The sequence below is a fragment of the Psychroserpens luteolus genome, from assembly GCF_021032705.1.
Classification (GTDB): Bacteria; Bacteroidota; Bacteroidia; order Flavobacteriales; family Flavobacteriaceae; genus Psychroserpens; species Psychroserpens luteolus.
Genome location: NZ_JAHVXI010000001.1, coordinates 948,102 through 970,049 on the forward strand (window position 1 = coordinate 948,102; position 21,948 = coordinate 970,049).

Below are 21,948 nucleotides of genomic sequence, written 5' to 3' on the forward strand. Positions count from 1 at the left end.
CTTGAATAAAGTTGAACTTTAAGTGATGAAACGAACAAATTGATTAACAATGGTTTAATGAAAACTTTGAAAAAATGTGTTTTTAAGGCTTAACTTACTGAAGGTCTATAAGTTATATTAATAAAAAAAGGTGAACAGAAGTTCACCTTTTTTTGCCCCAAATCTACCATGAACTTAACCTACTTATGTTATGGTGATACCAATGTATGTGTTTATTGGGTAAGGATGATTAAATATTAGACGAAATGCGTTTTTTTCGGGTAAAAAGCACTTTTTTTAGGATAAAGTGCAAAAAAACTAACTGTTTATCTAGTAAGCTCTTTCTTTATTTCCTTCATAAAAATTCACAAAAGCTCTGTTAACCACACGATTACCTCCAGCTGTTGGATAGTTACCTGTAAAGTACCAATCGCCTAAATTTTTCGGACATGCCTTATGTAAATTCTCTATAGGTTGGAAAATGGTTTTCACTTTAGCTTTTACAGTATCATCAGAAATGAGCTCAGCAATTTTATCTGAAATCTCATCAGCAGTAAACTCATCATATAAGTCCTTAACGAAATTTTTAACTTCTGTATCTTTTAATTCGAGTTGAGCTTTACACTTATGATAAACCTCTTCGACCATATGATACTTATTCGCCTCTTTTAATAATTCCAACATTGCTCTAAAGGCGATGAGGCTCTCAAGGTTGGCCATATCAATTCCATAACAGTCTGGGTATCTAATTTGTGGCGCAGATGACACAACAATAATTTGCTTTGGACTTAATCGGTCCATCATTTTGATAATACTCTTTTTAAGTGTTGTTCCTCTAACAATACTGTCGTCGATAATAACTAAATTATCTGTTGGTTGAATCACACCATAAGTCACGTCATAGACATGCGCTACCAAATCATCACGACTACTGTCTTCAGTAATAAAGGTTCTAAGCTTTACATCTTTAATAGCAATTTTTTCAATTCGAGGTCTTTCAGAAAGAATATCGATAACACTTTCTGCTGAAAGTTTTCCATTACCATCTAATATGGCTTTAGTTTTTCGTTCGTTGAGGTATTCTTCAACAGTTTCTATCATTCCGAAGAAAGATGTTTCTGCAGTATTTGGGATATAAGAGAATACAGAATTTTTAGTATCGTTTTCAATAGCTTCAAGAACTTTTGGCATTAATAGCTTTCCTAGATTTTTACGTTCTTGATAAATTTCGGCGTCACTTCCTCGAGAAAAATAAATACGCTCAAATGAACAAGCTTTACGTTCTAGTGGTTCTATGATTTGCTCAATAAAAACATCACCAGATTTTTTGGTGATAATAGCATGACCAGGCGCTAATTCTTTAACATCGTCGAAATCAACATTAAAAACTGTTTGAATTACAGGACGTTCAGAAGCAACAACCACAATCTCATCATCTTGATAATAATAGGTCGGGCGAATACCTGCAGGATCTCTTAATACAAATGAATCTCCATGACCTAATAGTCCGGCCATAGCATAGCCGCCATCCCAGTTTTTAGATGCTTTCTTTAAGATTTTTGCCACGTTGAGGCGCTCAGCGATCAAAGGAGAACATTCATTTTTATTATAGCCTTCCTTTTTAAGTTTCTTATAAATTTTTGCAACAGCGTCGTCCAAGAAATGACCGATTTTTTCCATAATGGTAATCGTATCTGCTTTCTCTTTTGGGTGTTGACCAAGTTTTACCAATCCGTCAAATAACTGATTAACATTTGTCATATTAAAATTACCTGCTACGATAAGGTTTCTATGCATCCAGTTATTCTGTCTTAAAAAAGGATGGACGCTCTCTACGCTATTTTTACCAAAAGTACCATAACGTACATGACCTAAAAGTAATTCGCCAACATAGGGAATATGTCTTTTTTGAAGTGCAACATCATTTTGATATTCTGGATGTTCAGTTAATTCTTCGTTGATACGTTCGTTAATTTGAGCAAAAATATCTTGTATGGGTTGTTGAGCAATAGAACGTACGCGACTTATATATCGTTCTCCAGGTTGAGTGTCTAATTTGATACTTGCAAAGCCTGCACCATCTTGTCCACGATTATGTTGCTTTTCCATCATGAGGTACATTTTGTTTACACCATAAAATGCACTTCCATATTTTTCTTTGTAATACTCTAATGGTTTTTTAAGTCTAATGAGTGCAATTCCGCATTCATGTTTTAAAGCATCGCTCATTGTTGTGTTGTTGTTTTTGAGTACACCAAAATTATAAATTTTGGATTTAGTTTTAAATAAAAAACGCGCTCAAATTTGAGCGCGTTGGTTTATGATAATTCAATATTAAATTGTGTGAGTTGTTTAAACTGCTGCATGCGCTTATGCACTTCGCTGTTTTCTAAATCAACCATACGTTCGGTTCCAAATTTTTCAACACAAAACGAGGCTAATGTAGACCCATAGATCACAGCATTTTTCATGTTCTCGAACGAATAATCTTCTGTTTTTGCTAGATAACCAGCAAAACCACCTGCAAATGTATCACCTGCTCCTGTAGGGTCAAATACTTCTTCTAAAGGTAAGGCTGGTGCGTAGAACATATGATCATCATGAAATAATAAAGCACCATGTTCTCCTTTTTTAATGACTACGTATTTTGGTCCCATCTCATGAATTTTACGTGCAGCTACAACTAAAGAATATTCTCCTGTTAATTGTCTAGCTTCCTCATCATTAATAGTAATAACATCAATCTTTTTCATCACATTATGCAAATCGTCAAGAGCGCAATCCATCCAAAAATTCATCGTATCTAAAATGGTCAATTTTGGTTTGGTCGTCATTTGATCTAAAACACCCATTTGTACAATTGGATGTAAGTTTCCTAACATGACAACTTCAGCATTTTTATAAGCTTCAGGTACAACAGGGTTAAAATCTGCTAATACATTAAGCTCTGTGGCTAGAGTATCACGAGAATTCATATCATTATGATACCTCCCACTCCAGAAGAATGTCTTTCCCTCTTTTACAATTTCAACACCGTCTATATTAATATTTCTATTTGACAAGAGGTCTAAATATTTCTGTGGAAAGTCACCACCAACAACAGATACTGCTGCAGAATCAACATTAAAGTGAGATGCAGCTAAGCCAATAAAGGTTGCAGCACCACCAAGAATTTTATCTGTTTTACCGAAAGGTGTTTCAATAGCATCAAAAGCTACTGTACCAACTATAACTAATTTGCTCATAAAGCGTTTTAAAATTTGCTGCAAATATACAGCGATTAATTTCAAACTCAATTTTTTTTATGAGGAATACATCTATTTACTTTGAGTGACTGTTTTATGAAGATCTTTAAAGGTTTTGTAAGGTCCTTTAATGAGCAAGCTATTTACAACAAAAGGAGGTAAGTTACCTTCAGGGTTTAAAAAAAGTTGTTGAGTGACTCTGGTTTTCCCATCGATTTCTTCTAATAGCCAATGACCCATCAACTTTTTTACACGTATGGTCTTGTCTTTTTTTGGAAGTTCATCAGGAAGGCTTTCTAATGTTAATTTGACTGTGGTTGAATCTATTGTCTTAACTGTAAGTAAAGTGACTATATCTCGATCTTTAATTGGCCATGGCAAATCTTTATGAGCGTAAAACACATGCTGATTTTTATCGAGCTCCTTTACATAATAACTTGTATTAGGTTTACAATTCTCATAATATTCTGGAGCTGTTAGCAATTCTTCCAAAATATGTTTTGAAGCTGTGTTTATAGTAGTAACTGCTTTAAACTCTTTTAAATCAGAATTGGAAGCATCTCGTGTATATATTTTAATATCATTATCCTCTTTTTTGAGATGCCATTCATTTTGAGAAAAGCCTAAAATAGGTAAACAGAAAAGGAGTATGATTATATTCTTTTGCATAACACTATTAATTTAAACCTTAGTAGGTAAATTGTGTAATGCATTACAAAAGCAATAAAAATTTAAGATTATTTTCTACCAAAATCTGCAGGAATTTCTCCCCAAGCTTTGGTTTCCCATTTTACAATGGTAGTAGTGTAGGTGTTGTTTTTTAACCAATTCACAGCACGATCTACTAATTCAAATAAAGCTTCATTTTTTTTATTTCGCTTTAATTTAGTGTTACAGGTTTTTTTTCTCACCCAGCTCATTGCTGTTTTTGAGTCTGTATATATAACTAGGTCACTATTTTTCTTTTTCAATAATGCTAGTCCGTGAACAATAGCCAAAAACTCACCAATATTGTTGGTGCCTTCTTCAAAAGGGCCTTGTATAAATAATTGCTTTTTGGATTTAGTGTCTACACCTCGATATTCCATTTTTCCAGGATTACCAGATGAGGCGGCATCAACTGATATGGATTTATAATTAGGTTGCCCAATTTTTTTGAGTTGTGCTTCAGAAAGTTCACTAGTAAACTTTTTACTTTTTCCTATATAATCTTTATAGTTGCCTTTTAACGCTTTTTTTGCAGCATCAAACGTTGCAAAGGATTTGTATTGCGCGCCTTGAAAGTCTTTAATTTGTGCTTTACAATCATCCCAAGATTCAAAAACACCTGTATGATGTCCTTTCCAAACCGTATAATATTTTTTCTTCTTTTTACTCATTAAGAAGTTTTTCTACCACTTTCGGAAAGTGTTCCATCTCCAATTCATGGATTTTATGTGCAACATCTTGAGCCGAATCGGAAGCCTCGACGTCACATTTCGCTTGAAAAATGATTGCGCCTTCATCATAATGTTCATTAACGTAATGAATGGTGATGCCAGTTTCTTTTTCTTTATTAGCAACTATGGCTTCATGAACGTACATTCCATACATGCCTTTTCCGCCATATTTTGGCAGTAAAGCAGGATGAATATTAATAACTTTATTAGGAAATTCTTTAAGGATATGCTCAGGAAATTTCCACAGAAAACCAGCTAGAATAATTAAGTCTGGTTGTGCCGATTTCAAAATATGAAGCACGTCATTAGTTCCAGTGAAAGCCGTTTTATTGAATGATAAAGCGCTAATTTTCAATTTTTTAGCACGATCCAAAACTTTGGCATGAGGATTGTTAGTGAGTACCTGAATGACAGAAGCATTTTCTCTGTTGTGAAAAAACTTAATTAAATTTTCAGCATTAGTGCCACTTCCGGACGCAAAGATTACAATACGTTTCATTTACAGACAAACAGTTAGTGTTATTCAAAACAAAAAAAAGAATAATAATTAACAATTAGACCGTAAAAGATAAATTCTTCAAAGTAATTTTAGTAAATTACAAACACATTTTTAATGTAAAGGTGTGTATTAAAATAAAGTTTTTTTATTTTTGCGACCTAATTAAAACTTAAAATTAAAAAATTATGTCAGACATTGCATCAAGAGTAAAAGCGATTATCGTAGACAAATTAGGAGTTGATGAAAACGAAGTTGTAACTGAAGCAAGCTTCACTAACGATTTAGGAGCAGATTCATTAGACACTGTTGAGTTAATCATGGAATTCGAAAAAGAATTCGATATTCAAATCCCAGACGATCAAGCTGAAAATATCGCAACAGTTGGTCAAGCTGTATCTTATATAGAAGAAGCAAAATAAGAACTTTATTTTTATGGAATTAAAGCGAGTAGTAGTTACCGGTTTAGGAGCACTTACACCAATTGGCAATACCAAAGATGAATATTGGGATGCGCTAGTTAGTGGAAAAAGTGGTGCTGCACCTATAACGCATTTTGATGCTGAAAAGTTCAAAACGCAGTTCGCTTGTGAAGTAAAAAACTTTGAAGTTACTGACTTTATTGATAGAAAATTAGCAAAGCGAATGGATAAGTTTTCGCAGTATGCAATGGTTGCTTCAGATGAAGCAATTGCAGACTCAAAACTTGATCTAGATGCTGTAAACAAATTAAGAGTTGGTGTTATTTGGGGAGCTGGTATTGGTGGTTTAGAAACATTTCAAGAAGAAGTGTTAAACTACGCTGCTGGAGATGGTACTCCACGTTTCAACCCATTCTTTATTCCAAAAATGATTGCTGATATAGCACCAGGAAACATATCTATAAAATATGGTTTTATGGGTCCTAATTATACCACGGTTTCTGCTTGTGCGTCTTCTGCCAATTCAATGATTGATGCTTTAAACAATATTCGTTTAGGTCATTGTGATGTTGTAATTACTGGAGGAAGTGAAGCAGCAGTAACCATTGCTGGTATGGGAGGTTTTAATGCTATGCATGCTATGTCTACTCGTAATGACAATCCAGAATCAGCTTCTAGACCTTTTGATGCTAACCGTGACGGTTTTGTGTTAGGAGAAGGAGCAGGTGCTATTGTTTTAGAAGAGTATGAACATGCAAAAGCTAGAGGTGCTAAAATCTATGCTGAAGTAGTAGGCGGAGGATTATCTTCTGATGCTTACCACATGACAGCACCACATCCTGATGGTATAGGTGTTGTTGCAGTAATGAGAAATTGTTTGCAGAATGCTGGTTTAAATCCCGAAGATGTAGATCATATTAATACACACGGAACATCAACACCTTTAGGAGATGTTGCCGAATTAAAAGCTATATCTGAAGTATTTGGTAGCCACGCTAAAAGCATTAATATTAATTCTACCAAATCTATGACAGGACATTTGTTAGGTGCTGCTGGTGCTATTGAAGCTATTGCTTCAATAATGGCTATCGAGCATGGTACAATACCTCCTACAATCAATCATGAAACGGTTGACGAAAACATAGATCCAGAATTAAATTTAACACTCAATAAAGCTCAGAAAAGAGATATTAAAGTTGCAATGAGTAATACCTTTGGATTTGGCGGTCATAACGCTTGCGTATTATTCAAAAAAATAGACTAAATCCCGAATGAGCTTCATTCGTAACATACTAAAAAATTCCCGTTTCCATAAGGACGGGAATTTTTTTTTACAACTCAACGATATTGTTGGTTATAAGGTCAAGAAAAAATCGTTATACATCAAAGCATTTACGCATCGTTCTATGAATATAAAGGACAAAGACGGCAATGCTATTAATTACGAACGACTCGAATTTGTTGGAGATGCAATGCTGGGCGCTGTTATTGCATCTTATTTATTTGAGGAAGTGCCTCATGGAGATGAAGGATACCTCACTAAAATGCGTTCTAAGATTGTAAGTAGAGAACACCTCAATGAATTGGGAAAAGAACTCAACCTAATTGATTTGGTGGAAAGTAAAATCCCTAAATCAAACTTTGGAAACAATATTCATGGTAACCTTTTCGAAGCTATAGTAGGCGCTATTTACCTTGATAAAGGGTATAAATATTGTGAAAAATTCATTCATAAACGCGTGATCAAGCCTCATGTTGATATTGAAACATTAGAAGGTCGAGTGATTAGTTATAAGAGTTTATTGATTGAATGGTGCCAGAAAGAAAAGAAAACCTTCGATTATAATGTCTATGAAGATACAGGTAATGACGACTTAAAACATTTCTCTGTAAAGTTGTCCATAGACGAAAAAGTTATATCAAAAGCCAGAGCAACTTCAAAAAAGAAAGCTGAAGAAAAAGCGTCGAAACGTGCCTTTTTTGCTTTTCAAAAAGAAATAAGCAAGGCCTTTTAGATTTGATTTTTGATTTCGTTTTTAAAACCTCGCAACTATAACGTTTTCGTTGCTATACTTGACATAAGATTAACCAAAACTTCACAATTGTATAGCTTTTATGTGTTATATTTACAACTTGTAGTTGATAAATTATGGCATTACACAAATTATTAGTTGACGATTTTTATGATGCTTCTTTTTCGCTTCTAGCTATTCATTGTAGATTAGAAGATTATAGATTAGCTTATCTCCTCAATAAACATTTGGGACTTAATTTAGAGCGAAAACCACAAGATTTAGACTATAATTATTTTGCAGCTTCCTTTTCTATTTACGAGTGGGAAAACAAAAGGTTTGATACCGTTTGGAACCTTGTATCTAATATTTGTAAAAAAGAAGAAGCGGCGCTCCAAAGCTCAGGTTCGTTGTTTGAAAGTCCAACAACAGTCACTAGAACCTTTAACCTGTTACCAGAATTGAAATCAGTAGATTATCTTATTAAAGTATCTAATGAACACAGAAATTTTAATGAGAAGCATATTCTAAATACAATTCAAACGATACCACAAGTGATTACCACTTACAGTGTAGATGTCGACCAAATAAAATCTAAAGACCACTTAATTTTTGATTAATGTTAAGAACTAAAAAAACCAAAATAGTAGCTACATTAGGTCCAGCGACAAGCAGTAAAGATGTTCTAAAAGGAATGCTTGAAGAAGGCGCAAATGTATTTAGAATTAATTTTTCTCACGCCGATTACAAAGATGTAGAAGAGCGTGTAAAAATGATTAGAGACCTCAATAAAGAATTTGGTTACAATGCTGCTATTTTAGCAGATCTTCAAGGGCCAAAATTGCGAGTTGGTGTCATGAAAGGCGAGGTTATTGTTAATGAAGGCGATGAGATTGTTTTTGCAACGGGTGAACGTTTTGAAGGAACTAAAGAACGTGTTTATATGACTTATGACAAGTTTCCTCAAGATGCTAAACCAGGAGAACGTATTCTTTTAGATGATGGAAAACTAATTTTTGAGGTCGTATCTACAGATAAGAAATCTGAAGTCAAGGCAAAAGTTATTCAAGGTGGACCACTTCGCTCTAAAAAAGGGGTCAACCTTCCTAACACCAATATTTCACAACCAGCTCTAACCGAAAAAGATGTGAAAGATGCCATATTTGCTTGTGGATTAAAAGTGGATTGGATGGCATTATCCTTTGTGCGACATGCAGAAGATCTTATGCAGTTAGAAGAGTTGATCAAAGAACATAGCGATCATAAAATTCCAATTATCGCAAAAATTGAAAAACCCGAAGCGGTAGACAATATTGATAAAATTGTAGCCTATTGCGATGGATTGATGGTAGCCCGAGGAGATTTAGGTGTTGAAATTCCTGCTGAAGAAGTGCCGCTCATTCAGAAAAAATTAGTATTACGAGCAAAACGTGCTAGAATTCCTGTAATTATTGCGACTCAAATGATGGAAACCATGATTACAAGTTTAACACCAACACGTGCGGAAGTTAATGACGTGGCCAATTCTGTGATGGATGGTGCAGATGCTGTAATGCTCTCTGGAGAAACGTCTGTAGGAAACTATCCAATACAAGTCATCAAACAAATGGCTGGTATTATTAGGAGTGTAGAAGATTCCGATTTAATTCAAGTACCACAATCGCCACCACACATTAAAACCAAGCGTTATATTACAAAATCTATTTGTTTCCATGCGGCCAATATGGCCAATGAGATTAGTGCCAAAGCCATCTCAACATTAACTAATAGTGGGTATACAGCGTTTCAAATTTCGGCTTGGCGACCAAGTGCGCATATTTTAGTATTTACATCTAACAAGCGTATTTTAACACAACTCAGTTTACTTTGGGGAGTTGAAGCATTTTATTACGATAAGTTTGTGAGTACAGACGAAACTATTGAAGATGTAAATGCCATAGCCTGTAAAAAAGGGTATCTCGACGTAGGAGACATGCTTATTAGTTTGGCCGCAATGCCAATTCAAGAGAAAGGAATGGTAAATACCTTAAGAGTAACCGAAATTACGAGTTGTAGTTTTTAATATTTGGGCGCCTGCCTGCCGCAGGCAGGGTTACCCAAGGGTCGCGCTTTATTCGTTGGTTTCTATTTTATATTATGGAATTCATGAATATGAACATTTCACTACTCGCTCTCTTTGAGGAGCTCAAACATGTCGTTTAATCGCTAACGCAGAAGCCTTATCACACCAATGATTATTTTAAAAGAAGATTGGTCCTATACCTTAGAAAAAACGAAATCTGAATCGTATATATTAACGGTAGTTTGTGGAAGTATTGGTATTTATGAAATTAAAATAGCACTTAATCCAGAGGAAATTCAAAAGTTTATAACTCATGGAGAGTCATATATTGTTCAAAGCGTTCGAAACATACAAGAATCACCTTCAAAATATACACATCGGCATATAGATAATACATCTAAGTTGTAATGCTTTTATTTATTTTCAATTATAGCTTTAAAATCAACTTTATAAATCCGGCTTGCACCATTATCATATCTATTAATCTGGTCTAGGAGTTCTTCTGTATCAGTATATCCAGATTCTTTTTTTTCGATATTACTTCTGCGGCTAGTTAAATACAATGTTCCTGTTTTGGTGTTCACAAACGGACAATACTCCATATCTTTAGAATTAATGGTTTCTCCTAAGTTGGTCGCTGTTTGCCATATGCCATTTTCACGTTTGCTCATATAGATATCGCCACTTCCAAGACCGTCTGGTCTACGCCAACCACCAAATAGGATAAACGATTCGTCAGGCGCTACAAAGGCATTGTATTCGGCACCTTTAGTATTTACACCTTCGCCCAATACAACAGGCTCAGAATAGGCACCATTTTTCCATTCGCACATAAAAATATCATCCTGAGATTCTAACTCCTTTTTAACCGTTGTAAAATAAATGTTGTTTGATGAGGTTACCGATGGGTAAAATTCATCCAACGCTGAGTTTACTGGAGCACCAAGATTGATGGGCTGCGACCATTCCAAATCCAATTGATCTCGCTGCACATACCAGATATCAAAATCCTTAACGCTAGTGCTATCTTTTGAAATAGGTCTGTTAGACGCAAAGTAAAGCTTTAAACCATCAGGAGATAGAAAAGGCTCTAAGTCTGTATACTGACCAGAGAAACTAGCAATTTTTGGGTCGCTCCATGAATCATTTTCCTTTTCTATATGCATTATAACAGACAGTTCTCTGGCTGGACTTAATAATGTAAAATAAGCTTCATTTTCTTCAGAATCTATTGTAAAATCTCTAACATTAATAAACTGAGAAAATATGCTTGGAGCAAACGGAGTTACAGCACCTTCTTTGTATGTGATTTGTGATGGTTTCTCTTGGTCTGCTTCAGTCGTTTCGGAGGTCTGTCTTTCATTACAATTAAATAGTAATACACACAGTACTAATAAGCTTATTGATTTCATAAGGATTGGTTTTATATTACAATTTAGAAACTATCTGATCTAATGCGTAAAATATTAACAGTATTTAGCATTTGAGATCTATTAAAAATCAAATTTCAATTGTACACTAACAGGTTTTTCTTTGGCCTTAGGCGTTTTGGCTTTTGAAGTTTCGGTATTTAAATTAGATAAGGAAATTCCTAATAATCGCACCGAGTTATTTAATTTATCTTGATATAATAAATCTTTAGCAGTTTCCAGAATGATACTTTTATCACTAATAAAATAAGGTAAGGTTTTACTTCGAGTTTGCAATGTAAAGTCACTATACTTTATTTTTAAAGTGACTGTCTTTCCGGCAACGTTACTTTTGGCAAGACGTTTAGCTACCTCTTCAGCAATATGATCTAGTTTTTCGAGCATGAAGATTTCCGAAGATAAATTCTCGCTAAAGGTGCGTTCGGCAGCGAGCGATTTTCGAATGCGGTTTGGTTTTACTTCACTGTTTTGGATACCACGAACAATGTAGTAATAATAACGTCCCGATTTTCCAAAGTTCTCATCGAGATATTCCAGTGATTTCGCTTTTAAATCCTTACCAGTGAAAATCCCTTTCTGGTACATTTTTTCTGCAGTAACTTTTCCAACACCATAAAACTTTCTGATGTCTAAGTCTTCCAAAAATTGAAGCACCTCTTCTGGGTTTACAGTTTTTTGTCCGTTAGGTTTATTATAATCGCTGGCTACTTTAGCAATAAACTTGTTGATGGATATGCCAGCAGAAGCTGTTAATCCTACTTCATTAAAAATACGTGCTCTAATCTCTTGAGCAATTAAGGAAGCACTAGGATTCCCTTTTTTATTTTCAGTGACATCAAGATAGGCTTCGTCAAGCGATAAGGGTTCAACGAGATCTGTGTAATCATAAAAGATATGACGTACTTTTTTAGAGATTTCGGTGTAACGCGCAAAATCGGTTCGTACAAATATCAGTTCAGGGCATAACTTGATTGCCAGTCGACCAGACATGGCGCTTTTAACGCCAAATTGACGTGCTTCATAACTTGCAGCGCTTATAACGCCACGCGTACCACCACCACCTACAGCAATAGGTTTACCTTTAAGTTCTGGATTATCCATTTGTGCTACAGAGGCATAAAAGGCGTCCATATCGACATGAATGATCTTTCGTATTGGTAAATCGTTTGACATCATGTAAATTTAGACATTAAAAGTCTTTTTTCATGATAGAAATAGAACGTAAATTTTTAGTGACTTCTAAAGCTTTTAAAGGCGAAGCTCATAAACAAATTCGAATTATTCAGGGTTTTTTAAACACAGATCCTGAGCGAACAGTTAGAGTACGGCTAAAAGGTGATAAAGGGGTTTTAACCGTTAAAGGAAAATCTACTAATGATGGGTTATCACGTTTTGAATGGGAAAAGGAAATTTCAAAAACCGATGCAAAAGCACTTTTAGAGTTATGCGAGAAAGATGTTATCGATAAGCTGAGATATGAGGTAGATGTTGGACATCACACCTATGAAATTGACGAATTCTATAAAGACAATGAAGGTCTTATTATTGCTGAGGTAGAATTGAGCCACGAAGATGAAGCTTTTGAAAAACCTACATGGTTAGGACGAGAGGTGACAGGAGATATTCGCTATTACAACTCTCAATTAAGTAAGGATCCATTTAAGAATTGGACATTATAAATTTTAATATTATGAACATAAAAATTTTATATTTTTTCACAGCTTTGCTAGTATTGTCGTGCAATAAAGATGCAAAACATACTGAGATTACTGGCGATAATACAGCAAGTGATATTGCAAAAGAAAAAAAGCCATCTATTAAAGCCCTTAAAGAAGAACTCAAGGCAAAGGGCTATCAAACATTTGATTATATAGATGAAAAAACGCAAGATACTATTGTGATGCAACAGTATTTCATTGCGTTTTTAAAACGGGGAAACAATAGGTCGCAGTCAAAAGTAGAGGCCGATAGTCTTCAAAAATTGCATTTGGCACATTTAGGTAAAATGTATGAGATGGGCTATGCCGATATTTCTGGTCCGTTTGGAGATGATGGTGATATAAGAGGTATTACAATTTATAATGTACCAACACTAGCTATGGCAGATAGTTTGGCTAATGCCGATCCTATGGTAAAATCTGGACGCTTGGAGATTGAAATTCACCCTTGGTGGGCAGGAAAAGGACTTCCTTTACGATAACAAAAAACCCACTCGTTCGAGTGGGTTTTTAAATATCTTAAGAGTTTTGATTATGCTTTCTTCTCTGCACAACAATCTTTTTTGCAATCTTCTGCACAAGCCATTTTTTCTTTAGCGCTTTTATTAGCACAAGCGGCTTTTTCTGCAGCAGTACATTCATGCTTTTTTTCTGAAGAGAACGAATCGACAGTTTTCATGTCTTTTACTTTGTATGTGTCTCCTGCTTTTGCAACAGCTTCTTCTAGAGAGTTTGGTGTTACCATCGCTTCATCATACTCAACCATTGCGATTTCTTTTTCAAAATCTACTTTTGCAGATTTCACACCATCCATTTTTGCAATTTTCTTTTCGATAGTTTTAGCACAACCCATTGCACAAGTCATACCTTCAATTCCGAATTCTGCTTTTGCATAAGTAGCATTAGGATCTAACTTCTTAGCCGCATTCGTATTAATTTCTGTTTTAGATTCTACCGTCTTTACTTCAGGTGATGTTTCACTCTTACAAGCAATCATTGATGCTGAAATGAATGCGATAGCTAAAATATTTCTTAATGTTTTCATAGTTAAATTTAATAGTAATTCGAACAAACTTAATAAATATTGATGTTCCTTGCATGAAAATTAACGAATTTTGTGAATTACTTAAGAAAACCTATGCAAAACACGAACATTAAATGGCTGTATTTACTGGTTTTATCATTAATTTGGGGAAGTTCTTTCATTTTAATAAAAAAATCTCTTCTTGGTCTAACACCATTTCAATTGGGTGCATTGCGAACACTTATCACAGGTGTTTTTTTATTTGCAGTTGGGTTGAAAAGTATTAAATCGATCAAAAAACAAGAATGGAAATGGGTTATTATTTCTGGTTTTCTTGGGTCGTTTATTCCAGCATTTTTGTTTGCCATAGCTGAAACCGAAATTGATAGTGCGATTACGTCAATTTTAAATTCGCTTGTGCCATTAAATGCCATCTTATTGGGTTTTGCAATTTTTAAAATAGGATTTACTAGGCGCCAATTTCTTGGAGTGATTATTGGTTTTATAGGTACAAGTATTTTGATTTTAAGAGGTGCAGATTTAAATCCGAATCAGAATTATTTATATGCTGGGTTTGTTATTATTTCAACCGTAATGTATGCACTCAATGTAAATATTATTAAAAAATACCTTCAAAATGTAAAACCCTTGAGTATTGCTACAGGAAATTATGTTGCGATTATGATACCAGCACTAATTATTTTGATGTTTACAGATTTCTTTTCTCAAAACACGTATAAGCATCCAGATTTTAAGATGGCGATGGTGTATGTGGTTATTTTATCTTTATTTGGAACAGCTTTAGCGAAAGTTCTGTTCAATACCTTAGTACAAATTTCGACACCAGTATTTGCTTCTTCTGTAACGTATTTAATGCCAGTTGTTGCTTTAGTTTGGGGCTTGTTGGATGGTGAGGAGTTTGGTGTTATTCAAGTTATTGCTAGTGCAATTATTCTTTTAGGAGTGTATTTAGCTAATAAGAAAAAGACATAAAAAAAACCCGAAGCACTTATGTTCTCCAGGTTTTTTTGATTTGATATTTATACTCTAATCTTCAAAATCTGCGTCAGTAACTCCTGTATTAAGAATTGCTTCTACTAATTTTGATTCTACAGTTTGTGGGCCTAAAGCACCAACTTTAGTATGAGGGAACATGATTCCTTCTACTGCTTTGTAATTAGAAAATTCAGATTCTTGGTTTTGAGTTTGACCTTGGAAATTAATCACAGATACTTCTTTAACTTTTAAACCGGATTCTACATCATAAAAAGATGTAATAGCAACAGTACTTCCTGGGATTTCTATTTTGTATGCGTCTTTCCCATTTACTTTTTCAATACCTGAAAGTTTAGCTTTTCCAGAAGCCATAAATCCTAACTCAGGAAACACACCTATAGATGGTTTAAGATCATCTAACATGGCTTGAGGCATTGGTATTTTTTGTCCACCTTGCTTCATATACATTTCAGAATCTTTTGCAACGACAGACATCATTGGAGATCCATTCATTGAAGTCACGTTAGCAAATTTATCAGCTGTTCTCTTTTCTTCAACCAATACGGTAGCTCCCATTGCAGAAGCTTCATATTTTAGCACAACAGATGTTATTCTACTCACTTTATCTTTACCACCAATAGCTTCAATATAGTTAGCTAGTACTGTGTTAGCATCCATACCTTCTGGCATCTCAACGTCATAGTTAGGCTTTTCAGTAGGATTAGCATAAGCGTCATAATACTTAATAGGAATTCCAGTTTTTTCAAGATTTTCTAAAACTTCACTTCCTTTTCCAACAACTATAAAACGAGCGTTTTCAGTTTTGAAATATTTATTTGCCACACGATTAACATCATCTGCAGTAACAGCGTTGATTTTTTGTAAGTATGTTGTGTAAAAATCATCTGGAAGATCATTAAGCTTAATATTTAAAGCATAACGTGCTATGGTTTGCGGACTTTCTAAAGCCAATACAAAATCGCCAACATATTTAGCTTTTGCATTTTTAAGCATGTCTTGAGCTACAGGTTCTTTTTTAATACGATTGATCTCCTTTAAGGTTTGAACAACAGCACTATCGGTCACCATGTTTCTCACAGCAGCTCCTGCGCTAAAGCGAGAAGCATACTCATCTACTCCAATTCTAGAACGAGCACCATACGTATAACCATGCTCTTCACGAAGATTCATGTTTAGGTAACTATTAAATCCACCTCCTAAAATCTTATTGGCAATTAATACCGAGTGGTAATCATCATCTTTCATTTCTAAATCAACATTATTTGTCAATGAAATGTTAGATTGAACAGCATTAGGCATATCAACAAAGTTGATTTGAGTGTATTGTGCATTAGGCGCTTCTTCAGGAACCGTATAATCTACAGCAACTGATTTATCCCACTTACCAAAATGTTCAGTAATTTGTTTTTTAACAGTTTTAAAATCTACATCTCCAACAACAACTAAATAGGCGTTGTTAGGATTGAAATATTGCTCATAGAACGAAACGACATCACCAAAAACAACATTACCTGCAGTTTCTTTTGTTGTGAATTCTCCATAAGGATGATTTTTACCATAAGATAATGCACCTCCAACTCGACTAGCAACAGCATCCACACTTTTCTCATTAGTTTTTAAACCTTCGATAAGTTTTTCTTTTTCTTTCTCGAACTCTTCTTTAGTCAATAGTGGATTAATAGCAGCATCTGCCATTAATTCTAAGATACGATCTGAATATTTAGATAGAGAACTTGCAAAAGCACCACTAAATCCAAAGTTAATGTTAGCTCCTAAGAAATCTACCTCTTCGTTAAATTCGTCTTTAGTGATATTGGTAGTTCCATTCCCCATCATTGCACCAATTAAACTTTCAACACCTGCTTTGTCTCCAACAGTCATTGGTTTATTGTCTATAGTTAATGAGTAAGATACTCTAGGCAGTTTATGATTTTCAACCACTAAAACTGTTAATCCATTTTTTAATTTGAATTCTTCAGGTTTATCCAAAGAGATTTTTGGAGCAGGTCCTGGTTCTGGCATTTTAGATCTGTCAACTTGTGCAAATACACCAACAGACATTAAAAATGCTACTATAAATATTGATATTTTAAATTTCATTTTCATCTTATTTTTTAGTTGTCAGTTTTTTCTTTTGGTAAGTATTCTAACTCAACACGTTGGTTAGGATTCAAGTATTTTTTTACAACATCTTGAATTTCCTGTCTAGTAATTGATCTGTAGATATCAATTTCGTTATTGATTAAGTTAATGTCTCCATATAACATATAATATCTTACCAAAGAATTAGCAATTCCTTGAACACTAGAATTAGAGTTTACAAATCTATTTTCAAATTTATTCTGAAGTTTTTGATAGTCTTTTTCTGAAATCAATTCATTTTGCATTTTAACGATTTCTTCGTCAATTTCGGCAAGCAAAGTATCTAAAGATGTATCTCCTAATGGAAGTCCATAAATAGCATAGATACTGTAATCCATTTGCTCGACGTTGATAGCTCCGGCTTGAAGCGCCATTTTTTGTTCATCAACTAATTTTTTATAAAGCTTAGACGTTTTACCATCACTTAAATATGCCGAAACCATATTTAAAACATAAGAATCTCTTGTACCATACCCAGGAGTTCTGTAAGCAGTAATAATACCTGGAATTTGAATATTTGGATCATAGAACTTTGCTTTGATCGTTTCTGTAATTGGTTCTTCTTTAGGGAAGGCTCTTACTGGATCTGTTCCTTTAGGAATATCCTTGAAGTATTTGTTTACTAATTTCTTAGCTTCTTTGCTATCAATGTCACCTGCAATAACTAAAGCAGCATTGTTAGGACCATACCATTTTTTGAAATAGTTTTGAAACTCTTCTAAAGTAGAGGCATCTAAATCTGCCATTTCACCAATATTCTTATTCTTATATGGATGTACTTTAAATAAGTTTTCGCTTACGGCGAATAAAAATTGCCCATAAGGCGAATTATCATAGCGTAAACGCTTTTCTTCTTTTACAACTTCGTTTTGTGTGTCTACACCTACTTGGTCAATCACAGGATGAAGCATACGTTCAGATTCCATCCAAAGTCCTAGTTCTAGATTATTTGATGGGAATACTTCATAGTAATACGTTCTATCAAGAGAGGTATTCGCATTATTACTTCCTCCATTAGAAGACACAATAGTAAACCATTCGCCTCTGTCAATATTCTTTGTTCCTTCAAATAAAAGGTGCTCAAAAAAGTGAGCAAATCCTGTACGTGGCGCTTCGGGCTTTCCTCCTAAGTCTTTTCCTCCAACATCATACATTACACCAACAGTAACTACTGGAGCGGTATTATCTTGGTGTAAGATAACATGAAGTCCGTTATCTAAATCAAATTCTTCAAATTCAACTTTTTGAGCATTGGCATAAAAACCAACAAGCATCAAAGAAGCTAAAAATAATAGGCATTTTTTCATTGTGAGTTTGTTTTAATTTTTTTTATATGTGTGATAAGTGTCTCATTTAAAAAAAATGTTACACAGTTTCCACAAAAATAGCGAATAGCAATGCTTTTTTAGTAGTTTTTGATGCAAAAAAAATCATAAAAACACCCTTTTTGATCATTTTTTTTCCGAACTTTAGTAATCCTACGATTTAAAAACCAGATAGTTATGAATACTTCATTCAAAGTAGCTTTACGGTATGGCATATTTGTTACCATAAGTTTGATCGCTTATTTTTTAATTTTAAAGTTGTTTAACCTCCATGAAAACCCATGGCTAAGATTATTTAATGGTGTCGTTATGTCTTTAGGTATTTACTATGCCATAAAGCATTATAAGTTAATTTCTAAAGATGAATTCTCTTATATTAATGGGGCAAAAACTGGTCTGGTAACAGGGTTTGTAGCTACAGTAATATTTACTGTTTTTATGGCGATATACATGTTTCATTTAGATTTGCCTTTTACTGAAAAATTGCTTGGCGACTGGTTTAATGATTATGAAGTAGGCGCTAATATTTTACTCTTTATTATCTTTATTGAAGGTTTAGCCTCGACTGTTGTATTATCTTTAGGATTTATGCAACTCTTCAAAAAAAGCTATAATATCTCTCAAAATCTATAAAACGTTTGTAGATTAAGAATTTAGACGTATATTTGCACTCATTTTTTGAACAAATTAATTAATAAAAACGTTACGCTATGTACGCAATTGTAGAGATAGCAGGGCATCAATTTAAAGTTGAAAAAGACCAAAAAGTTTTTGTTAACCGTTTAGCAACAGAAGAAGGTAAGAAAGTTTCTTTCGATAACGTTCTTTTAATAGGAGATGGTAACAATGTAACTTTAGGCGCCCCAGCTATAGACGGAGCACAAGTAAGTGCAAAAGTCTTAAAGCACCTTAAAGGTGATAAAGTGATAGTTTTCAAAAAGAAAAGAAGAAAAGGTTACCGTGTAAAAAATGGACACAGACAATCTTTATCTGAAATCGTAATCGAAAGCATCGTAGCTTCTGGAGCAAAAAAGGCCGCTCCAAAGAAAGAAACTAAAAAAGCTGAACCGAAAAAAGTAGAAGCAAAAGCTGCTGCTCCAAAAACTGAAGCTAAGAAAGCTGCACCAAAGGCAGCTGCTAAAAAAGCAACAGGAAAAGCTGACGATTTAAAGAAAATCGAAGGTATTGGACCAAAAATCGCCTCAACTTTAGTTGAAGGAGGAATTGTAACTTTCGCAGATTTAGCAAAAGCTAAACCAGCTCAAATTTCTGAAATCATCGCAGGTGTTCGTGGAAATCACGTGACTGATACTTGGCCAAAGCAAGCTAAATTAGCTGCAGATGGTAAGTGGGATGAGTTAAAGAAATTACAAGACGAATTAGATGGTGGTAAAGCGTAAGCAAACCACTTAAGTATAACAATATAAAACCTTAAGACAATGGCTCATAAAAAAGGAGTAGGTAGTTCTAAAAACGGTAGAGAATCAGAATCGAAACGCTTAGGTGTTAAGATTTTTGGTGGACAAGCTGCAATAGCTGGAAACATTATCGTAAGACAAAGAGGTAATACACATCACCCAGGTGAAAATGTGTATGGCGGAAAAGATCATACTTTACACGCTAAAGTTGATGGTGTTGTAAAATTCACGAAGAAAAAAGATGGTAAGTCTTTTGTGTCTATTGAGCCGTTTGAAGCTTAATTTGAATTTTATACAATAATATAAAAACCCATTCTCATTGAGAATGGGTTTTTTGTTTTTGCAATATTAAGATGCTATTATGGTTATATGAAATCTCTCAACTGGTCTGTAAAGTTTCACCAATTATTATTGAAGACTAATCCACAATCTCCATTTTCTTCAAGAGGAAACTCGCATTCATATTTTGGCAAATCCCCTTTTTGAATTTGTAGTCAAAATACAATTCGTCATCGACGATTTCAGCATCAAAGTAATAGTTCTTGACGTCATCTAATTCTTCGGAAATTTCACAAAGACTTAAATCGTGAGTGGCAATGATACCAGTCGCATTTCCAGCAACGAGTTTCTCAACAAATTTTCTGGAACCAATAGCTTTATCGGTACTGTTTGTTCCTTTTAAAATTTCATCTAGAATGATAAAGTACGGTTCTTTATCAATAGCATCTACAATAAACTTTAAGCGTGTTAATTCTGAAAAGAAATAACTACTATCGTCGGTTAGAGAATCACTCGTTCGCATACTGGTAATGAGTTTTACAGGCGAGTATTCACTAGACGCAGCACATACTGGTAAACCTACATTTGCCATGACAATATGCAAGGACACCGTTCGCAAAAAGGTACTTTTACCAGCCATATTGGCGCCAGTCACAATAAAAAACTCTTGATCGTTAATAGTGACATCGCTGCTAACACGCTTGGATCTATTTAATAAAGGATGACCAAGTTGAGTCGCTTTAATCACAGATTGATTTTGAGTTATTTTTGGAAACACATGTTCTGGGTGATTAAACGTATATGTTCCTAAGCTGTTATAGGCATCAAAAAATGAAACGACCTCAAACCAATCTTCTACTTTATGCGCATAAGTTGAAATCCATTGTTCGACCTTATAGGCATTTTTAATATCAGATAGGAGGTAGCCATTTCCAAAAATTGCCGAAATGAGGTTGTTTCTGTTATCAAGTGCATCTAAGTGTTTTGAGAATTCTGAGAAAATGACAGAAGCTTTTTTATTTTCAGATTGAATCTTCTTTTGTTTCTTCTGAAGTAACTCGGAGGTAAACGTTTTGTTTTCTATCTGAAGTAACAATGAAGCATATTGTTTAAATGTATCTTTTGTTTTATCAGAATTAGAAGCAAGGTTATTGATGTTTTTTAAATAGCGTCCGGTTATTACTAAACCAACAAAAATCCAATAGCCAAACACACTAATATCTAAGATTTTTAATATAGCTAGAGTCAATAGTCCTATGGAAATAGACGCAAACACCCATGGAATCCATTTCATTTGCTTTGGGATATAAGTTTTATGCGTTTTTAACCAATCAATAATTTTTGGTGCAGGCGTTTCGGTGGTAATTAAACTTGAAGTGGCTGCATATAGTTGAATCCATTCGGGATTTTGAGACAGTTCTTTTATGGCGTCTTGGCGTTTTTCAATCTGGGTAATAGTATTGGCTTTTAAGCTTTTGGCCAGTTGTTGTTCGCCTTCTGAAGAACTCGTTCTATTAAGATATTGGAAAAAAGAGCCTTTTCCGAAGAGATCAATATCTAAACTATAAAAATGCTTTGGCTCTTGAAACGTAGATCCTGTATCCCTATGGTAAAAATCTCCTGATGCAATTTTTAACTCCTCTTCGTTTATTGAAACTAATGCTCTATGGAGTTGGCGCTTTGCTTTTGTATCGGTATATCTAGACAAGAAAAAGATAAAAATGCCTAGTCCGATAAGACCTAAAACAGTAGCCATCTGCCAATTAGGAAACGCGATATACACGGCACTTGCAGATGCTATAAATGTTAATAAACGTAAGGTGCTCAATACGATGAGTCGCTTTTGAAGTAAAGCAGCTTCGGCCTTATGCTTTTCTAATTGAGAGGTATAAAATGATGTTGGACTATTCATAGTTTAATTTGAGGTATAAAGAAACAAA

23 protein-coding genes are annotated in these 21,948 nt (G+C 34.3%); 12 read left to right on the forward strand and 11 right to left on the reverse strand.

Translation table 11 applies throughout. The features are described from left to right. Nucleotides 1-309 precede the first annotated feature (309 nt). From KWG70_RS04250 to purN, 5 genes are all read right to left on the reverse strand, one after another. The gene (locus KWG70_RS04250) at nt 310-2,208 is read right to left on the reverse strand and encodes an amidophosphoribosyltransferase (protein WP_230934735.1); all 1,899 of its coding nucleotides are present in this window, start codon (nt 2,206-2,208) and stop codon (nt 310-312) included. A gap of 89 nt (nt 2,209-2,297) precedes the next feature. Next, the gene (locus tag KWG70_RS04255; RefSeq protein WP_230934736.1) at nt 2,298-3,224 is read right to left on the reverse strand and encodes a PfkB family carbohydrate kinase; all 927 of its coding nucleotides are present in this window, start codon (nt 3,222-3,224) and stop codon (nt 2,298-2,300) included. A gap of 72 nt (nt 3,225-3,296) precedes the next feature. Then, nucleotides 3,297-3,893, reverse strand: coding sequence for an START domain-containing protein (locus KWG70_RS04260; protein WP_230934737.1), 597 nt, complete (start codon nt 3,891-3,893; stop codon nt 3,297-3,299). A gap of 68 nt (nt 3,894-3,961) precedes the next feature. Continuing rightward, nucleotides 3,962-4,603 (reverse strand): ribonuclease H1 domain-containing protein, encoded by a 642-nt coding sequence (locus KWG70_RS04265; RefSeq protein ID WP_230934738.1) that lies wholly within the window; start codon nt 4,601-4,603, stop codon nt 3,962-3,964. Next, nucleotides 4,596-5,162: a phosphoribosylglycinamide formyltransferase gene (gene purN / locus KWG70_RS04270; protein ID WP_230934739.1), complete on the reverse strand. Its 567-nt coding sequence runs from the start codon at nt 5,160-5,162 to the stop codon at nt 4,596-4,598. The genes KWG70_RS04265 and purN overlap by 8 nt, the downstream gene beginning before the upstream one ends. A gap of 185 nt (nt 5,163-5,347) precedes the next feature. Between purN and KWG70_RS04275 the strand changes: the two genes are divergently transcribed. From KWG70_RS04275 to KWG70_RS04300, 6 genes are all read left to right on the forward strand, one after another. Next, on the forward strand, nt 5,348-5,581 hold the full coding sequence (locus tag KWG70_RS04275) for an acyl carrier protein (protein ID WP_013750595.1): 234 nt from the start codon (nt 5,348-5,350) through the stop codon (nt 5,579-5,581). Between the two features lie 13 nt (nt 5,582-5,594). Continuing rightward, complete coding sequence (gene fabF, locus KWG70_RS04280) at nt 5,595-6,845, forward strand: beta-ketoacyl-ACP synthase II (protein ID WP_230934740.1); 1,251 nt, start codon at nt 5,595-5,597, stop codon at nt 6,843-6,845. Nucleotides 6,846-6,852: 7 nt separating this feature from the next. Beyond that, nucleotides 6,853-7,596, forward strand: a complete 744-nt coding sequence (rnc, locus tag KWG70_RS04285) for a ribonuclease III (RefSeq protein WP_230934741.1) — start codon at nt 6,853-6,855, stop codon at nt 7,594-7,596. Nucleotides 7,597-7,730: 134 nt separating this feature from the next. After that, the gene (locus tag KWG70_RS04290) at nt 7,731-8,213 is read left to right on the forward strand and encodes an IPExxxVDY family protein (RefSeq protein ID WP_230934742.1); all 483 of its coding nucleotides are present in this window, start codon (nt 7,731-7,733) and stop codon (nt 8,211-8,213) included. Next, entirely contained in the window at nt 8,213-9,655 is a 1,443-nt protein-coding gene (pyk, locus tag KWG70_RS04295) for a pyruvate kinase (protein ID WP_230934743.1), read from the forward strand. The genes KWG70_RS04290 and pyk overlap by 1 nt, the downstream gene beginning before the upstream one ends. A gap of 168 nt (nt 9,656-9,823) precedes the next feature. Continuing rightward, on the forward strand, nt 9,824-10,063 hold the full coding sequence (locus tag KWG70_RS04300; RefSeq protein WP_230934744.1) for a hypothetical protein: 240 nt from the start codon (nt 9,824-9,826) through the stop codon (nt 10,061-10,063). 5 nt (nt 10,064-10,068) lie between these two features. Here KWG70_RS04300 and KWG70_RS04305 read toward each other — a convergent pair whose 3' ends face one another. Further along, a complete protein-coding gene (locus KWG70_RS04305; protein WP_230934745.1) occupies nt 10,069-11,067 on the reverse strand; it encodes a TolB-like translocation protein in 999 nt (332 codons plus the stop codon). Nucleotides 11,068-11,148: 81 nt separating this feature from the next. Beyond that, nucleotides 11,149-12,258 (reverse strand): DNA polymerase IV, encoded by a 1,110-nt coding sequence (gene dinB, locus KWG70_RS04310; protein ID WP_230934746.1) that lies wholly within the window; start codon nt 12,256-12,258, stop codon nt 11,149-11,151. A gap of 32 nt (nt 12,259-12,290) precedes the next feature. Here dinB and KWG70_RS04315 point away from each other — a divergent pair, with 32 nt between their 5' ends. Further along, the gene (locus KWG70_RS04315; RefSeq protein ID WP_230934747.1) at nt 12,291-12,764 is read left to right on the forward strand and encodes a CYTH domain-containing protein; all 474 of its coding nucleotides are present in this window, start codon (nt 12,291-12,293) and stop codon (nt 12,762-12,764) included. Between the two features lie 11 nt (nt 12,765-12,775). Further along, nucleotides 12,776-13,285, forward strand: a complete 510-nt coding sequence (locus tag KWG70_RS04320; protein WP_230934748.1) for a YciI family protein — start codon at nt 12,776-12,778, stop codon at nt 13,283-13,285. 50 nt (nt 13,286-13,335) lie between these two features. On the opposite strand, the gene KWG70_RS04325 is transcribed toward KWG70_RS04320, so the two are convergent. Then, nucleotides 13,336-13,848 (reverse strand): heavy-metal-associated domain-containing protein, encoded by a 513-nt coding sequence (locus KWG70_RS04325; protein ID WP_230934749.1) that lies wholly within the window; start codon nt 13,846-13,848, stop codon nt 13,336-13,338. Between the two features lie 93 nt (nt 13,849-13,941). Between KWG70_RS04325 and KWG70_RS04330 the strand changes: the two genes are divergently transcribed. Further along, nucleotides 13,942-14,820 carry a DMT family transporter gene (locus tag KWG70_RS04330; protein ID WP_230934750.1) on the forward strand — a complete coding sequence of 293 codons (879 nt, stop codon included), beginning with the start codon at nt 13,942-13,944 and terminating at the stop codon, nt 14,818-14,820. 54 nt (nt 14,821-14,874) lie between these two features. Here KWG70_RS04330 and KWG70_RS04335 read toward each other — a convergent pair whose 3' ends face one another. Then, complete coding sequence (locus KWG70_RS04335) at nt 14,875-16,944, reverse strand: insulinase family protein (protein WP_230934751.1); 2,070 nt, start codon at nt 16,942-16,944, stop codon at nt 14,875-14,877. Nucleotides 16,945-16,958: 14 nt separating this feature from the next. Beyond that, nucleotides 16,959-18,293 carry a M16 family metallopeptidase gene (locus tag KWG70_RS04340; RefSeq protein WP_230934752.1) on the reverse strand — a complete coding sequence of 445 codons (1,335 nt, stop codon included), beginning with the start codon at nt 18,291-18,293 and terminating at the stop codon, nt 16,959-16,961. A gap of 195 nt (nt 18,294-18,488) precedes the next feature. Between KWG70_RS04340 and KWG70_RS04345 the strand changes: the two genes are divergently transcribed. The 3 genes from KWG70_RS04345 (at nt 18,489) to rpmA (ending at nt 20,011) form a co-directional block, all read left to right on the forward strand. Next, nucleotides 18,489-18,944 carry a DUF4199 family protein gene (locus KWG70_RS04345; protein WP_230934753.1) on the forward strand — a complete coding sequence of 152 codons (456 nt, stop codon included), beginning with the start codon at nt 18,489-18,491 and terminating at the stop codon, nt 18,942-18,944. A 77-nt stretch (nt 18,945-19,021) separates the two neighbouring features. Continuing rightward, on the forward strand, nt 19,022-19,711 hold the full coding sequence (gene rplU / locus KWG70_RS04350) for a 50S ribosomal protein L21 (protein ID WP_230934754.1): 690 nt from the start codon (nt 19,022-19,024) through the stop codon (nt 19,709-19,711). Nucleotides 19,712-19,750: 39 nt separating this feature from the next. Then, nucleotides 19,751-20,011, forward strand: a complete 261-nt coding sequence (gene rpmA / locus KWG70_RS04355; protein ID WP_204344633.1) for a 50S ribosomal protein L27 — start codon at nt 19,751-19,753, stop codon at nt 20,009-20,011. Nucleotides 20,012-20,147: 136 nt separating this feature from the next. On the opposite strand, the gene KWG70_RS04360 is transcribed toward rpmA, so the two are convergent. Next, a complete protein-coding gene (locus KWG70_RS04360) occupies nt 20,148-21,920 on the reverse strand; it encodes a MutS-related protein (RefSeq protein ID WP_230934755.1) in 1,773 nt (590 codons plus the stop codon). Nucleotides 21,921-21,948: the final 28 nt, after the last annotated feature.

Bases quoted from the DNA above. Each gene is read 5' to 3' on its own strand.
- KWG70_RS04325 (WP_230934749.1), bottom strand. From the start codon at position 13,848: ATGAAAACATTAAGAAATATTTTAGCTATCGCATTCATTTCAGCATCA.
- KWG70_RS04335 (WP_230934751.1), bottom strand. From the start codon at position 16,944: ATGAAATTTAAAATATCAATATTTATAGTAGCATTTTTAATGTCTGTT.
- KWG70_RS04320 (WP_230934748.1), top strand. From the start codon at position 12,776: ATGAACATAAAAATTTTATATTTTTTCACAGCTTTGCTAGTATTGTCG.
- KWG70_RS04305 (WP_230934745.1), bottom strand. From the start codon at position 11,067: ATGAAATCAATAAGCTTATTAGTACTGTGTGTATTACTATTTAATTGT.
- KWG70_RS04250 (WP_230934735.1), bottom strand. From the start codon at position 2,208: ATGAGCGATGCTTTAAAACATGAATGCGGAATTGCACTCATTAGACTT.
- KWG70_RS04300 (WP_230934744.1), top strand. From the start codon at position 9,824: ATGATTATTTTAAAAGAAGATTGGTCCTATACCTTAGAAAAAACGAAA.
- KWG70_RS04315 (WP_230934747.1), top strand. From the start codon at position 12,291: ATGATAGAAATAGAACGTAAATTTTTAGTGACTTCTAAAGCTTTTAAA.
- purN (WP_230934739.1), bottom strand. From the start codon at position 5,162: ATGAAACGTATTGTAATCTTTGCGTCCGGAAGTGGCACTAATGCTGAA.
- KWG70_RS04265 (WP_230934738.1), bottom strand. From the start codon at position 4,603: ATGAGTAAAAAGAAGAAAAAATATTATACGGTTTGGAAAGGACATCAT.
- KWG70_RS04330 (WP_230934750.1), top strand. From the start codon at position 13,942: ATGCAAAACACGAACATTAAATGGCTGTATTTACTGGTTTTATCATTA.
- KWG70_RS04345 (WP_230934753.1), top strand. From the start codon at position 18,489: ATGAATACTTCATTCAAAGTAGCTTTACGGTATGGCATATTTGTTACC.
- rpmA (WP_204344633.1), top strand. From the start codon at position 19,751: ATGGCTCATAAAAAAGGAGTAGGTAGTTCTAAAAACGGTAGAGAATCA.
- rplU (WP_230934754.1), top strand. From the start codon at position 19,022: ATGTACGCAATTGTAGAGATAGCAGGGCATCAATTTAAAGTTGAAAAA.
- KWG70_RS04255 (WP_230934736.1), bottom strand. From the start codon at position 3,224: ATGAGCAAATTAGTTATAGTTGGTACAGTAGCTTTTGATGCTATTGAA.
- pyk (WP_230934743.1), top strand. From the start codon at position 8,213: ATGTTAAGAACTAAAAAAACCAAAATAGTAGCTACATTAGGTCCAGCG.
- rnc (WP_230934741.1), top strand. From the start codon at position 6,853: ATGAGCTTCATTCGTAACATACTAAAAAATTCCCGTTTCCATAAGGAC.
- KWG70_RS04360 (WP_230934755.1), bottom strand. From the start codon at position 21,920: ATGAATAGTCCAACATCATTTTATACCTCTCAATTAGAAAAGCATAAG.
- fabF (WP_230934740.1), top strand. From the start codon at position 5,595: ATGGAATTAAAGCGAGTAGTAGTTACCGGTTTAGGAGCACTTACACCA.
- KWG70_RS04260 (WP_230934737.1), bottom strand. From the start codon at position 3,893: ATGCAAAAGAATATAATCATACTCCTTTTCTGTTTACCTATTTTAGGC.
- KWG70_RS04275 (WP_013750595.1), top strand. From the start codon at position 5,348: ATGTCAGACATTGCATCAAGAGTAAAAGCGATTATCGTAGACAAATTA.
- dinB (WP_230934746.1), bottom strand. From the start codon at position 12,258: ATGTCAAACGATTTACCAATACGAAAGATCATTCATGTCGATATGGAC.
- KWG70_RS04290 (WP_230934742.1), top strand. From the start codon at position 7,731: ATGGCATTACACAAATTATTAGTTGACGATTTTTATGATGCTTCTTTT.
- KWG70_RS04340 (WP_230934752.1), bottom strand. From the start codon at position 18,293: ATGAAAAAATGCCTATTATTTTTAGCTTCTTTGATGCTTGTTGGTTTT.